Source organism: Streptococcus mitis (genome assembly GCF_002096925.1).
In the GTDB taxonomy this organism is placed as follows: domain Bacteria; phylum Bacillota; class Bacilli; order Lactobacillales; family Streptococcaceae; genus Streptococcus; species Streptococcus mitis_AF.
This window is the reverse complement of sequence record NZ_NCVN01000001.1, coordinates 1-14626: the sequence shown is the minus strand read 5'-3', so window position 1 is coordinate 14626 and position 14626 is coordinate 1. Positions and strand designations below refer to the sequence as shown.

At 36.3% G+C, this 14626-nt stretch carries 10 protein-coding genes and 1 pseudogene; 1 reads left to right on the top strand and 10 read right to left on the bottom strand.

The genetic code is table 11. The annotated features are described in order from the left end of the window. Nucleotides 1–19: 19 nt before the first annotated feature. The 10 genes and pseudogenes from truB to gyrA all read right to left on the bottom strand — a co-directional run bounded on the left by truB (nucleotide 20) and on the right by gyrA (nucleotide 13173). The gene (gene truB, locus B7692_RS00055) at nucleotides 20–898 is read right to left on the bottom strand and encodes a tRNA pseudouridine(55) synthase TruB (RefSeq protein ID WP_084929542.1); all 879 of its coding nucleotides are present in this window, start codon (nucleotides 896–898) and stop codon (nucleotides 20–22) included. 73 nt (nucleotides 899–971) lie between these two features. Further along, entirely contained in the window at nucleotides 972–1784 is an 813-nt protein-coding gene (locus tag B7692_RS00050; protein ID WP_239822357.1) for a hypothetical protein, read from the bottom strand. A gap of 26 nt (nucleotides 1785–1810) precedes the next feature. Then, nucleotides 1811–1892, bottom strand: a pseudogene (locus tag B7692_RS11445) (DUF2130 domain-containing protein); the annotation flags it as partial. A gap of 21 nt (nucleotides 1893–1913) precedes the next feature. Beyond that, entirely contained in the window at nucleotides 1914–5099 is a 3186-nt protein-coding gene (locus tag B7692_RS00045) for an SIR2 family protein (RefSeq protein WP_084929541.1), read from the bottom strand. Nucleotides 5100–5110: 11 nt separating this feature from the next. Next, nucleotides 5111–6385 carry a DUF2130 domain-containing protein gene (locus tag B7692_RS00040; protein ID WP_084929540.1) on the bottom strand — a complete coding sequence of 425 codons (1275 nt, stop codon included), beginning with the start codon at nucleotides 6383–6385 and terminating at the stop codon, nucleotides 5111–5113. Between the two features lie 95 nt (nucleotides 6386–6480). Beyond that, on the bottom strand, nucleotides 6481–7761 hold the full coding sequence (locus tag B7692_RS00035; protein WP_084929539.1) for an O-acetylhomoserine aminocarboxypropyltransferase/cysteine synthase family protein: 1281 nt from the start codon (nucleotides 7759–7761) through the stop codon (nucleotides 6481–6483). Nucleotides 7762–7908: 147 nt separating this feature from the next. Beyond that, nucleotides 7909–8706, bottom strand: coding sequence for a formate/nitrite transporter family protein (locus B7692_RS00030; protein WP_049499380.1), 798 nt, complete (start codon nucleotides 8704–8706; stop codon nucleotides 7909–7911). A 291-nt stretch (nucleotides 8707–8997) separates the two neighbouring features. Further along, complete coding sequence (locus B7692_RS00025; RefSeq protein WP_084929538.1) at nucleotides 8998–9795, bottom strand: formate/nitrite transporter family protein; 798 nt, start codon at nucleotides 9793–9795, stop codon at nucleotides 8998–9000. A gap of 166 nt (nucleotides 9796–9961) precedes the next feature. Then, on the bottom strand, nucleotides 9962–10705 hold the full coding sequence (locus B7692_RS00020; RefSeq protein WP_084929537.1) for a class A sortase: 744 nt from the start codon (nucleotides 10703–10705) through the stop codon (nucleotides 9962–9964). Beyond that, entirely contained in the window at nucleotides 10705–13173 is a 2469-nt protein-coding gene (gene gyrA / locus B7692_RS00015; protein WP_084929536.1) for a DNA gyrase subunit A, read from the bottom strand. The genes B7692_RS00020 and gyrA overlap by 1 nt, the downstream gene beginning before the upstream one ends. A gap of 193 nt (nucleotides 13174–13366) precedes the next feature. Between gyrA and B7692_RS00010 the strand changes: the two genes are divergently transcribed. Then, the gene (locus tag B7692_RS00010) at nucleotides 13367–14353 is read left to right on the top strand and encodes an L-lactate dehydrogenase (RefSeq protein ID WP_000204728.1); all 987 of its coding nucleotides are present in this window, start codon (nucleotides 13367–13369) and stop codon (nucleotides 14351–14353) included. Nucleotides 14354–14626 lie beyond the last annotated feature (273 nt).

The window sequence follows — 14626 nt, the reverse complement described above, 5'->3', positions numbered from 1 at the left end:
TCCATACACCCCAGTTAGACTAGCTAAAAACCTTCCTTGGCTTATAGAGATTGTCCCTTTTTTCTAGAATGGCTAGCAATTTCTCTTCTTCAAAGGCAGCTAATTCTTGTTCTGTTTGTTCGAGTTCGATAAAACGACCAAAGCGTACTTCTGTAGCCTCTTCTTGAGTTAGGAAAACTTTGACAAGGTCGCCTGTCCCAATCTCTAGAGGATGAAGAAAGTCCAATTGACCAGCCTCCACTTTTTCAGCAATTTCTTCCAAGGTAAGAGCATCTTCTAGTTGCAAACCAGCTGCACTAGTCCGTGTCAAATGTGACATATGGGCCGCATAACCAAGTTTTTCTCCCAAGTCAACCGATAAGGTACGAATATAGGTTCCCTTGCTACATTTCACACGAAAAGTAAAGCGTGCAAGATGACCCTCATAAGAAATCGGACTTGTTCGATCAAATTGATAAATGATCACCTGACGCTCTGGACGCTCTACTTCTTGACCAGCACGTGCATACTCATAGAGCTTACGACCATTGACCTTGACCGCAGAGTACATAGGCGGAATCTGAGTAATAGGCCCAGTCAAACTAGCGATTGCTTCATCAACAAGCTTTTCATCCAAGGGAGATAAAACAGGTGTCTCTGCGACCACTTCCCCACTAGCATCCTCAGTTGTCGTTGAATAACCTAGAGTGATTTCCCCCTCATAGACCTTGCCCTCGTCCTGCATAAACTCGACCATGCGTGTCGCCTTGCCAACCGCAATGGGCAAAACACCCACCACATCCGGATCCAAGGTCCCACCATGACCAATCTTCTTAGTCCCCAAAATCTTACGCAGTTTAAAAACCGCATCATGCGAGGTCATCCCCGCTTCTTTTTTTAAGTTGATAATACCGTTCATTTTTGCTTTCTAATTCCCTTTTCACTTTACATCAACATATTCTATCTTAGACAGATTTTAAAACTATATCAGCTCATTTTTCTAAATACTTCCTAGCTTCCTGAACATAAAAGAGTTCTGGATTTTCATGGGCAATGCTTTCAAACAAACTTCGGGCACGAGCTTCATCTCCTTTTAATTGGGCATTGAGAGCTCCGTAATAAGAGAACATGATTCGAGCTAACTTACTTTCTGGTTCCGCAGTGTCGAAATAGTCGTTTGATATTTTATTGCAATAGATATCAACAATAGCCTTTAAACTCAAAATTTCTTCCTGATATTTTAACATTTGCGATTGAACATTACTTGTTAGTTCTTCAATTTCTACCATTAATTCTTGCAATTCTAAACAATCATTCAAATGAACCAAGTTTAGGATGCTATAATACTTGATATGAAATAAATAGTAGAGATTTTTGGATTTTTTTAGATTACTATTTTTTATTTTATTCAGCAATTCTAAACTATCTTGGAAGTGTCCTCTATAAAAAGATACTCTTGCATTTGCCAAATATTTTGGAAGAATCTGAACATTTCTATTTAAAGAATTTGCATCAGCTCTAGCAACTATATCCCGATACTTTGTTAAATTGATATCCTCAAATAAAATACCAATTAAAGCCCTATCTAGTAATAATTTAGATAGAAGAATAAACAATATAAGAAGGACAAGAAATACTGTTAATACCTTTGTGTAAGTGGCCGATGAATGGTTAAAAATATAAACATAAAACATTACTGTTGAAAACACTAAAAAATACAGCAAATATTTAAATATAATTTTAAGAAAAATTAATTCAATTTTATCAGCTGACCATGTTCTAATAATTTCTATAGTTCTTTTCATATAACACTCCTGTTTTTAAGATAATCTCACTCCCCCTTCAATGCTTCAAACTTCGCTTTCATGGTTGGATTTTTACGGGTCAATTTTTACTGAGGCGTCGTCTACCTTTTATTCTCTTTTTTACAAATTTTAATTAACTATAATTCTTTGTAATTCCTCAATCTCTGGAGGAGGACAATTGTTCTGTTTTTGAATATGTTGTAATACATTTCGTCTTTCATCTAAAGATAATAATGGGAGTACACTTTTGATGCCATCTAGATAGAAAATATCATTCTCTATCTTATCAGTCTCCACTAATTTCAGAAACATTTTTTTCAACAAATCAAAATTGTTAAGTTCTTCATGATTTAATTTATAATTCATTCCTCGTAAAGATAATTTCTGATTATAAGTTGTTACATAATCACTTAATTCCTCTATGAATAAAGCAAATCTATTTTCTTTAAGATTTTCATTATATAATAAATAAAAAATTGTCACCAGATAGTTCGCACTTGAGTCAGATTTGAATAATGCTCGCAACCATTCTTTAGAATATCTAAATTCATAGTCTTCTGTAAAAATGATATTTATCATTTGACTATAGTTATTCTTTGATATAGAAAACGAATCAATAGTTGGATCTACCCTCTCTAAAGCAACTAGATAAACTTTATAAAGAATTTGATTGTCCTCAATTTTTTTGTATAGAATATCCCTTACTACATCTGTGAAAACATCCGCAGCTTCGACAGTAATTGTAGAATGATAATACGCAAATCCTAAAAAGGTGTTGTAAGTTACATTGATTCTGTTTGGATTGTATTCATTTAATAAAATACCTTGAGCAAACTCCCTATAATCGGTATCTATTACTGAATTTATTATTTGAATAATTACATCTCTATAACCTGAATGATTTATAAATAATGATATTAAACATTGAAAATATGATCCCATTTCACTATTTATAAAATGAAGTATATCTAATTGTTTATTATCACCTTTTGGTGTTGAGAGTTCATTCACATTGATACTAAGTAATTTTTCAAAAATATCTATATCTGTATTTTGTTGTTTTATATGATATTCAAAAAATTTCCGATCGTTAGAATCAAAACTTTCTTTGTTAAATCTTTTTAAATATTTTTCTCTAACAATATTTCTCAAATTTTCTTCTATTTCAGGAGAACTGATAATTTTTACATATAATCTCTTATATTTTGGATATAAGTCATCTATATGATTTTTCAATAAATCAGAAACCTTTTTAGATATTTCATTTGATTCTTTTAAAACAGTAATCAAGAAATTTTCCGTTTCATTTATCGTCTTTTCTTCCAAAAATGAAGAACCTCTTTGTTTCATTTCGGCGTTGACTAATATCTCTAATACTCTAGATTCATCGTACTCTACAAGATTTTCTTGAGTTAAATATGAAAATTGTGAAACACAACCTTCTTCTAGTGAAGATATCCAATTTCTATAAGGTTCTTTTGGTATTTCAATATTTTTTTCTCTAATAATACTTCTGTGTTCTTTGATAAAAGTGTTTAATTCCTCTCCAAAGTGAATATTTGAAAAATCAATTTTATCAATTAACCTCTTGATAAATTCTAAATCCAAATTAATTTCATTATCCAATTGAACAAGCAATTTTTGAATTAATATAGTACTTATTAAGTCTTCAGAATCACTTTCTAAAAACTCTTCCTCTTCAATAAATAATTTTTTGGACTTTAGAAGATCATAAAGAAATTTAACAACATCATACTCTTTTAATTGATACTCTATAGAGTAGTAATTATAACTTGAAAATTCTGGATTATTTAGTATGGAGATTAATTTATTAACACATTCGTAATTTAAGTTAACTTCTACTTCACTATCTTCCTCTATATATAAATCACGATTTTGCTGTTCAAAAGTACTTACTAGCCAGTAACCCAAAAGAGTTTTATCTTTATTAAAGTTAGAATTAACGATATATCCCTCTTTGGATATAATTTCTCTCAGTTCATTAAGCTTATTATTATTTGTAAAACTAGAAATTTTATTATCTATCGCATAATTATAGACAAAGAATACATCATCTATAAAGTAATTTTGAGAGCCCTCATAAATTATTTTATAAATCACATCCCACTCACTATCACTTAACTTTTCAATATTCTTAACAATAAACTTCCAAAATGCAAGGACAAAATTTTTTTTAATTACTGTTAGAGTTTCACCCCGAAGCAGAGCATTTAACATTAGCTGATCTAGTTGATTATTATCATTTTCAATAACCTTATCTAAAACAGAGCTTAGATACTTAAAATCATTAGAAATACTATCTAGATTTTTATTATACTCTTCTTGATTTATAGAAGGATTCAAAAGATTGTTCCACTGATTATAAAAATCATGTATGCCCAATTTTTCATTAATATCAGCAACTAATTTTTTTACAAAAAGAGGTAATTTCTCAAATTCATCTCCGTACCAAATAATCTGAGTATGGTTTTCTGAGCTAAAAAATCCTTCAACAACACCTCTATAATGTTCATCAGCTCTCTGATTACCTGTGTTCTCTGACTTCATCAAGGCATAGTTCTTACTATCTTTACAAAGTAAAGATAAAATTTCATCTTCTTCAAGACCTGCTCCAATAAATAAAACAGTAGGTTTTGTCTCTTTAAACCATGTTACTAGATTTTCAAAATTTTCCCTATTTTTTAAATAGGTTTTTGAATAATCTGCGGATGAACTTACAAAATACTTTACATCACAATCTGGTGTTCCATGGATATGTAGAACATCACCAAATTGTAGCTTCCCTTTCTTGTTCTTAGTAAATTCATTGAGATCATTAATAGTAACTACAGAATTTTTTAAACGTTTAATATGATTTTCAATTTCATAGTCGTAGTTAGAAGTAATAAATATTGCATTTAAACTCGCTAAAGATTCTACTGTTTGGTTAACTATTGAATATGGTAGCAGATTTTTAAAATATCCTTTTTCAAAATCTAGTCGTCGCTTTTCAAAATCTTCACCAAAAACTTTTTTTAATTCATAGTTTACTAGATCCACTTTACGTTTATTACTAATACTAGATTTGCTAATTAAATCAAAAACTACGTGATGTTCTCTTCCAAGCCTTTTTTCACCACTTACCGATAAAACTTGTCCTTGCCAATACTTAATAAGATGTTCAATATAATTGTTCCAATTAGGATAACCTTGAGCAATTGAAACCCCTGCGCCAATAAAAATTACTAAGTTTAACTTTTTTATAGCCTCGGTTACATCATCTATCAAATTTTCATAATTAAGATCATCTTCCATAACTTATTTCCTCACTCCCCCTTCAATGCTTCAAACTTTGCTTTCATAGTTGGATTCTTCCGGGTCAATTTTTTGACGGAAACATCTTCCAATTTATTGTTTGCAAGGCGGAGTTGGTTTTCAGATGTTGTTAGGAACTTTTTAACCTCTTCCATGCGTTTGATAGCCTTGTCGATTTCATCGATAGCTTTACCAAAGTTGGTCGAAGCTGAGTTGTAGTTCTTGGCAAATGCTAGCTTAAAGGCATCCAAGTCTTCCTCAAAATGCGTAATGTCGATATTTTGTTCGCGAACCAAGGCCAACTCCTGCTTATATTTTAGGGAATTAAGCGCCGCATTTCGTAAGAGTCCAATCAACTGGATAAAGAACTGAGGGCGAACCACATACATCTTTTCATACTCGTGACTAACGTCAACAATCCCTGTGTTAAAGTAGTCGTTATCTGCCTCTAGCATGGTCACCAAAACGGCATACTCACAGTTCTTCTCCCGACGGTCCTTGTCCAATTCCTTGTAAAAGTCTGCATTCTTGTGCTTCTTCTCTGTTCCATCTGCTTCATTTTTCATCTCAAACATGATGGAAATGATTTCAACACCATTTTCATCACTCTCACGGAAGATAAAGTCACCCTTAGACCCACGCGAAGAAACCTTGTTATCCTTTTCAAAGTAAGCATTTGGAAAGGCAAAACTACGGACCTTGTTAAACTCACTCTCTGCGTACTGTTCCAGACTTTCCCCGATAGCTTTTGTAGATTGTTGGGCTTTGAAATTCCTATAAAATTCGACTTGTTCACTAGCTGCCTTGAGTTGAGCTTCGTAGTTTTGCTTAACAGAAGCAAGAGAGAGTTCGTTTTCTTTTTCTTGTAAAAGAAGCTGATTTTTAACCTGATCCCGTTCTTTTTCTAGGTCAGAAAGGGTCTTTTGCAGTTGATTTTCATGTTCCAAACGCAAGGTGGCCAGTTGGTTTTCCAAGGCCTGTACTTCCTTGTCCTTAGCCAATAAGGCCTGATTACTTGTCTGTTCAACCTCTTTCTTGGCCAATTCTTTTTCTGTATCAAAATTTTGGATTTGACTCTGCAATTGAGCAATTTCTTGGTCTTTTTGAGCTAGTTTAGACTGTTGTTCATTCATGGCCTTTTGCTCAGCCAAGGCCAGTTCCTGCTTCATCCGATCGTGCAATTCCTTATCAAACTCTGCTGTTCTCACTTGGGATAAAAGTTCAGCATACTGACTTTCATTTACTGTAAAGACTTCCCCACAGTTGGGGCATTTGATTTCGTTCATAACATTCCTCTTTCTAGACTTCTTTAACCATTATATCATGCCTAAGGAAAAATCAAAAACAGTGAGTCGAAACCCACTGTTTATCTTCTTTTTCTTTAAATTTTTTCCAAGGCCAAGCGCAAATCTTCGATCAAATCATCTACATTTTCAAGTCCGATAGACAAGCGAATTTGGTTTGGTGTGACACCTGCTGCTTCTAGGTCTTTTTCTGACAATTGACCGTGAGTGGTTGTTGCGGGATGGACAACAAGAGATTTGGCATCTGCCACGTTTGCAAGGTCAGAGAAGATTTCCAAATTATCAATTACCTTGCGAGCTTCTGCCTCTCCACCTTTGACATGGAAGGTAAAGATTGAACCAACACCTTTTGGCAAGTATTTTTCAGCCAAGGCATGATAAGGACTATCAGCCAATTTTGGATAGTTGACTTTTTCTACCTTAGGATGGTTGACAAGGAAATCAACAATTTTCTCTGCATTTTGCACATGACGTTCCACACGAAGTGAAAGGGTTTCAAGTCCTTGGAGTAACAAGAAGGCATTAAATGGTGACAAGGCTGCCCCTGTATCACGAAGCAATTGAACACGGACAGCGATAATAAAGGCTGCTGCACCCACATCACGAGTATAGCTCAAGTTGTGATAACTTGGGTCTTCTTCAACAAATTGAGGGAATTTTCCTGAAGCCGCCCAGTCAAAACGACCGCTATCGACAATAACGCCACCAATAGTTGTACCATGCCCACCGATAAACTTAGTCGCAGAGTGAATAGCAATATCTACGCCGTGAGAGAAGACGTTAATCAAATAAGGTGTTGCAAAGGTATTATCTGAAACGAGTGGAATCTGATGCTTATGAGCAATCTCTGCCAATTTTTCCAAATCTGGAATGTTAATCAAGGGGTTGCCCAAGGTTTCAATCAGAACAAGCTTGGTATTATCATTGATAGCTGCTTCTACTTCCTCCAAATTATCCACGTCGACAAAGGTTGTTGTGATACCATAACGAGGAAGGGTTTCTTTCAAAAGATTGAAGGTTCCACCATAAATAGTTGATGCTGCAACTACATGGTCACCTGCATGAGCAAGAGCCAAAATCGTATAAGTCACTGCGGCCATACCTGATGCTGTTGCAAGAGCTCCAACACCACCTTCGAGAGCTGCAATTCTTTCTTCAAAGGCAGCTGTTGTAGGGTTGGTGATACGAGTATAAATGTTCCCTGGTTTTCTCAAGGCAAACAAATCTGCACCTTCCTGCGTGTCATCAAAAACAAAAGATGTTGTTTGATAAATCGGCACTGCACGAGACTTGGTAGCTGGATCCACAACTTGACCAGCATGCAGTTGCAAAGTTTCAAATTTAAAATCACGAGTCATAAGGCGACCTCCAAATAGTTTGATTAAGGATATTGTAGCACCTTAAGGTATAGTTTACAAATATTAGCTTTCTATATTTTGATATAAGAAACAGCTATTACCTTATTTTAAAAATGAAAAAAGCACGAATCAATCGTGCTCATTTTCTTAATCTACATAAGTATCTTCATTTTTATTGAGGAAAGCATATGGAAGACCCATCAAGAGGCCTCCTCCGATAAAGTTTCCAACGAAGGTTACCCCCCAGTGGCGAAGCATATTTCCAACACCGAAGTTAGCAATTGAATCCGCAGCAACACTGAATTTTACAATCGCGAAAGAAGCAAAGTTCGCAGCAATGTGCTCGTTTGTTAAGAATACAAACATGTAAATCGCCGACAACACAAGCCAAAGTTTGGCGCCACCATCTTTGACCAAAACAAATGAAAGAATCGCAATATTTACGAAAATATTTGCCAAAATCGCCTCAAGCAAGATTAATTCATTTGAACGGCCTAACTTCATCTCAACAACCCCTGAGATGAAACTATCGTGAGTCAGATGTGCATAGGCTGCTGAGTGGGCAAAGCCCCAACCTGCTATCAAAGCCCCGATAAGGTTGAACAAGGTACAGTAAAGTAAAATCTCAGCTGTTTTTCTCCAAGAGATTTTTTTCAAGAAACTACCAGCAGTCAAGAACATCATGTTTGATGTTACCAACTCGGCATTCAAGAAAACAATGTAGGCCAAGCCCCAAGCAAAGACAAATGGGAAGAGGAAACGTCCACTACCTGGTGCAATTTTATTAATCAAGTCAGCTCCAACTGCACCAGCAGCAGTACTGAAGGTTAAAAATGCACCTGCAAACATCGAACGAATCGCATACTTAAATTTGCTTTGACTATAAAGACTTTCTTTCTTCTTGCAAGCAAATTCAATCTTTGAGATAAATTCTGAAGAAACCATAATAAACTCCTAAAACTTTTATTTGTGATAATTATAACATAAAATCGATATCATGAAAAGCCTTTCCTATTTGTATTTTTAATAAATTTATAAATTCAGCAATCGTTTACATTGTTTTAATAACAAGCTTTTAGAATTTTTAATTATTAGAATATAAAGATTGCATGGAATAACTTTTAATCTATTTAATATATTTTATTGTTACAATTTAAAAACGATTTTCTCTGCAAGTCTATTTTGTAAAAGAAAAAGAGAGAATCGTTCTGATTCTCCCTGATACACTAACTCTTCTTAATCAACATATGTATCTTCATTCTTATTTAGAAAGGCATACGGTAAACCAATCAGAAGACCTCCACCTATAAAGTTAGCAATAAAGGTTACACCCCAATGTCGAAGGATATTTGGAAGATCAAAGTGAGGTACTTGATCAGCAATCACGCTAAATTTCATAATACTAAAGGAAGCAAAATTGGCAGCGATGTGCTCATTGGACAAGAAGACAAACATGGAAATAGCCGATAAAATAATCCATAGTTTGGCAGCACCATCTTTAACTAGTATAGATGAAAGAATGGCAATATTTACAAATACATTGGCAAGAATTCCCTCAAGCAGGACTAAATCATTTGGACGCGCTAATTTCTTGGCTACAAGCTTAGGAAGGAAACTATCATGGGTCAAATGCGAAAAGGCTGACGAGTTGGCAAAGGCCCATCCAGCTACCAAGGCACCAATGAGATTAAACAAAGTACAATAGAGTAAAATAATCATTGCCTTTTTCCAATCAATCTTTTTCAAAAATGCACCTGCTGTTAAATACATCATATTGGAAGTTACCAATTCCGCATTTAAAAATACGATATAAACCAGCCCCCAAGCAAAAACAAATGGGAAAAGGAAATACCCACTACTTGGAACAATACTATTAAGTAAATCCGCACCAATAGCCCCAGCAGCTGTACTGAAGGTTAAAAAAGCACCTGCAAATATAGAACGAATTGCATACTTGGACTTACTTTGCTTAAAAAGACTTTCTTTCTTGTGACAATAATAATCTATCTTCGAAATAAACTCTGAAGAACTCATGAACATCTCCTTCTTTTTTATATTTAACATTATAACATAAAATATTTAATCGGGTGATTATTTTTTTAAAATGATAACATTTGTATTGATTTAACATTACATAATAGGCTTACAAAGCAATATAAAAAGAACCAGTAAAACTAAATGTTTACTGATTCTTTAAATCTTAATAACGTTGTTTATATGGTTGATTGAAAGCTGTTAGAATTTCTTCAGGTGTTTGTAAATAATCTTTTGTATCTTTCAAGTCACCTTTTACGATAATACGTTCTGTCGCATCATAGTCAACACAGGTTACAAGTGTGATTTCATTAACACCACTACGGTCATCAATCTCATCAACGCGATCTGGTGTCACATGCTTCACCTCACGGATTTCATAGGTATAAACTTTATCCTTATCAGTTAGATAAATTTTCATCCCATTTTTAGCGCGTGCCAATGGAGAAAAGAGCATTTGACTGGCATTTTCTGCCGTAAAGATGTGATGGCTCGCAAGTGAATAGTTTCCTTTCCCCATCACTTGGTCACGCTTCATTGTACCAGCCCCATAGAAGAGATTGACATTATCAAGCCCCTTAAAAATAGGCAAGTTAATTTCTACTTCAGGGACAGCAATTCCACCGATAACTGGCAATTTTTGCGAATCCCATTGTGAGGATAAAACAGCTTCTGACGAGATGGCTTTTACAGAATCAAAGTCAAAATTGCCTTCTGTATCTTGATTTTCTTCCAATTTTTCTTTTGATACTTGGCTGACTTGGTATTTATTGGTATTCCAAACCATGAACATATCACGAATTTTTGAATTGAAAATCAAAGCCACTGACAAGAGGATTAAAAACCCTGCCAAGATATTGATTAATAAATTTTTACGGTTTGTTTTCTTTTTGTTCTTTTTATGAGACATTATGCTTCACCTTCTGTTTCGTTTCCTGTCCCAACTTCTTCTTTTTCTGCCGCTGCAACCGTAGTAAAGGTTACAATTTTGGCATCTTGGTCCAGGCGCATCACTTTAACTCCCATAGTTGAGCGACCTGTTTGTGAAATATTGGCAACGTTGGTTCGAATCATGACACCTGTATCAGTAATAATCATCAAATCTTCATCACCTTTTACTGTCATAAGACCAGCAAGGGAACCATTCTTTTCCGTAATTTTAGCAGTTTGCATCCCTTTACCACCACGACCTTTAGTTGGATATTCAGTCGCAACTGTTCGCTTACCATATCCTTTGTCTGTGATGATAAGAACCTCGTCCTGGTCTGTAATCACACTAGCACCAACAACTGTGTCCCCCTCACGGAGATTAACACCTTTCACACCAGTGGCGATACGACTCATACCACGAACCGCTGATTGATTAAAGCGAACTGAATAACCAAACTTGGTACCAATGATAATATCCGTATCCTCTTCTGTCAGCAAGACATTAATCAACTCATCTTCATCCTTGAGGTTTAAAGCCTTGAGTCCATTCTGACGAATATTAGCAAATTCCTTAACGCTGGTTCTCTTCACAATACCATGACGAGTTGTGAAGAAGAGATAAGCGTCATCGCTGCGTTCAGATTCAACATTGATGATGGTCTGAATACTTTCACCTTCATCCAATTTCAAAAGATTGACAATTGGCAATCCCTTAGCAGTACGGCCATACTCAGGAATTTCATAGCCTTTCAGGCGATAGACACGTCCTTTATTTGTAAAGAAGAGTAGGTGATCATGGGTGCTAGTTGACACTAACTCACGAACAAAATCATCATCCTTAACACCTGTACCTTGAACACCACGACCACCACGTTTTTGAGCGGTGAACTCAGCTTGGTCGAGACGTTTGATGTATCCCTTGTTAGAAAGTGTAATCAAGACATCCGTTTCTTCAATCAAATCCTCATCTTCGAGGCTTAAGACTTCACCGACCATCAATTCCGTACGACGTTGGTCACCAAACTTACGCTTGACTTCATCTAATTCATCCTTGATAATTTGAGAAACACGTTCTGGCTTAGCTAGAATATCTGCTAAATCTGCAATCAGAGCCAAGAGGTCATCATACTCAGACTGAATCTTATCGCGTTCCAAACCTGTCAAACGACGAAGACGCATATCAAGAATGGCTTGACTTTGACGTTCAGATAACTTGAATTTGCTCATCAACTCAGCTTGTGCCTCAGCATCCGTTTCACTAGCACGGATGATACGAATCACTTCATCGATATGATCTAGCGCAATCAAGAGACCTTCTAAGATATGAGCACGCGCTTCTGCTTTTTCCTTATCAAAACGTGTACGACGAACAACCACTTCTTTTTGGTGCTCAATATAAGCGTCCAAAATCTGACGAAGAGACAAAATCTTGGGTACACCATTTTGAATCGCCAACATATTAAAACCAAAGTTGGTTTGCATCTGGGTCATCTTGAAAAGATTGTTGAGGATAACATTGGCTGAGGCATCGCGCTTCACTTCGATAACAAATCGAACACCTTCACGGTTTGACTCATCACGTACTGCTGTTATTCCCTCAATGCGTTTTTCCTGAACCAAACGAACAATATGCTCATGTACCTTGGTTTTATTTACCATGTATGGAAATTCTGTCACAACGATGCGCTCACGGCCAGTCTTAGTTTCTTCAATTTCAGTGCGAGAACGAAGGACAATCGATCCTTTACCTGTTTCATAAGCCTTATGAATACCTGATTTCCCCATAACAAGAGCACCAGTTGGAAAATCTGGCCCAGGTAAGACTTCCATCAAGTCCTTAGTGGTCACTTCAGGATTGTCCATAACTAACTTCACTGCATCAATGGTTTCACCCAAGTTATGAGGTGGAATATTAGTTGCCATCCCAACAGCAATACCAGTCGCTCCATTAACCAAAAGATTTGGAAAGCGCGCTGGCAATACCAAGGGTTCACGTTCGTTCGCGTCATAGTTATCAACGAAATCAACTGTATTTTTATTGATATCACGAAGCATTTCCAGAGCAATCTTACTCATGCGTGCCTCTGTATAACGCTGGGCAGCAGCACCATCACCATCCATGGAACCAAAGTTCCCATGACCATCTACAAGCATGTAACGGTAACTCCACCATTGAGCCATACGAACCATGGCTTCATAGATAGAGGAATCCCCGTGTGGGTGATATTTACCCATGACATCCCCTGTAATACGAGCAGATTTTTTATGGGGTTTGTCTGGAGTAACACCCAGTTCATTCATTCCATAGAGAATCCGACGGTGAACAGGTTTCAAGCCATCTCGAACATCAGGAAGGGCCCGCGCTACGATAACACTCATGGCGTAGTCGATAAAGCTCGTCTTCATCTCCTTTGTCAGATTGACATTCACTAAATTTCTATCCTGCATTAATAAATGCCTCATTTCACTATTAGTAATTAACTATATTATACCATAATGTCCGCTATATTTCAGGTATCTAAAATCACTAAAACGTTTACATCAAGAACTGAAATGCATATCCGTGACAAAGCTTTTTAAAAGTGATAGAATTAAAATAACTGGGAAATCCCTGAATAAAATTAAGGAGATGTTTAGAATAATGACTTCAACTAAACAACACAAAAAAGTTATCCTTGTCGGTGATGGTGCTGTAGGTTCTTCTTACGCTTTTGCACTTGTTAACCAAGGAATTGCACAAGAGCTTGGAATTATCGAAATTCCACAATTGCATGAAAAAGCTGTTGGTGATGCACTTGACCTTAGTCATGCCCTTGCCTTCACTTCACCTAAAAAAATCTATGCAGCTCAATACTCTGACTGTGCAGACGCTGACCTTGTTGTAATCACTGCAGGTGCGCCTCAAAAACCAGGTGAAACTCGTCTTGACCTTGTAGGTAAAAACCTTGCTATCAACAAATCAATTGTAACTCAAGTTGTTGAATCAGGTTTCAAAGGTATCTTCCTTGTTGCTGCTAACCCAGTTGACGTCTTGACTTACTCAACTTGGAAATTCTCTGGATTCCCTAAAGAACGCGTTATCGGTTCAGGTACTTCACTTGACTCAGCTCGTTTCCGTCAAGCACTTGCTGAAAAATTGGATGTTGATGCTCGTTCAGTCCACGCCTACATTATGGGTGAACACGGTGACTCTGAGTTCGCTGTTTGGTCACACGCTAACATCGCTGGTGTAAACCTTGAAGAATTCCTTAAAGACACTCAAAATGTTCAAGAAGCTGAATTGATTGAATTGTTCGAAGGTGTTCGTGATGCAGCTTACACAATCATCAACAAAAAAGGTGCAACATACTACGGTATCGCAGTAGCCCTTGCTCGTATTACTAAAGCAATCCTTGACGATGAAAACGCAGTACTTCCACTTTCAGTATTCCAAGAAGGTCAATACGGAGTTAAAAACGTCTTTATCGGTCAACCAGCTGTTGTAGGTGCACATGGTATTGTTCGTCCAGTAAATATCCCATTGAACGACGCAGAAACTCAAAAAATGCAAGCATCTGCTAAAGAATTGCAAGCTATCATTGACGAAGCATGGAAAAACCCAGAATTCCAAGCTGCTTCAAAAAACTAATTATAACGAGGTTCTCATTTCATAGGAACCTCAGACCGAAGACAAACATCATTTTAGTGTTTGTCTTTTTTGTATTCTCTACGCTACTATACTTAAAATAAGTTGAAACATCTATAAAATACTTTTCAATGCAAAATCATGACCACCCGTCAAACGGGTGGTTTGTCCCAGGGCTATAAGCCCAAATTACCAGCCAGCGCCTAAAGACGCTGGCTTTCACTTTGTTCAAGCCTTATTGCTCTTGACTCGTCACTTGCCTCTCAAAGAGGCTTT

Excerpts from the sequence above, each read along its gene's own strand:
- B7692_RS00050 (WP_239822357.1), bottom strand. The coding sequence starts at position 1,784 with ATGAAAAGAACTATAGAAATTATTAGAACATGGTCAGCTGATAAAATT.
- B7692_RS00045 (WP_084929541.1), bottom strand. The coding sequence starts at position 5,099 with ATGGAAGATGATCTTAATTATGAAAATTTGATAGATGATGTAACCGAG.
- B7692_RS00025 (WP_084929538.1), bottom strand. The coding sequence starts at position 9,795 with ATGAGTTCTTCAGAGTTTATTTCGAAGATAGATTATTATTGTCACAAG.
- B7692_RS00020 (WP_084929537.1), bottom strand. The coding sequence starts at position 10,705 with ATGTCTCATAAAAAGAACAAAAAGAAAACAAACCGTAAAAATTTATTA.
- B7692_RS00030 (WP_049499380.1), bottom strand. The coding sequence starts at position 8,706 with ATGGTTTCTTCAGAATTTATCTCAAAGATTGAATTTGCTTGCAAGAAG.
- B7692_RS00010 (WP_000204728.1), top strand. The coding sequence starts at position 13,367 with ATGACTTCAACTAAACAACACAAAAAAGTTATCCTTGTCGGTGATGGT.
- truB (WP_084929542.1), bottom strand. The coding sequence starts at position 898 with ATGAACGGTATTATCAACTTAAAAAAAGAAGCGGGGATGACCTCGCAT.
- B7692_RS00040 (WP_084929540.1), bottom strand. The coding sequence starts at position 6,385 with ATGAACGAAATCAAATGCCCCAACTGTGGGGAAGTCTTTACAGTAAAT.
- gyrA (WP_084929536.1), bottom strand. The coding sequence starts at position 13,173 with ATGCAGGATAGAAATTTAGTGAATGTCAATCTGACAAAGGAGATGAAG.
- B7692_RS00035 (WP_084929539.1), bottom strand. The coding sequence starts at position 7,761 with ATGACTCGTGATTTTAAATTTGAAACTTTGCAACTGCATGCTGGTCAA.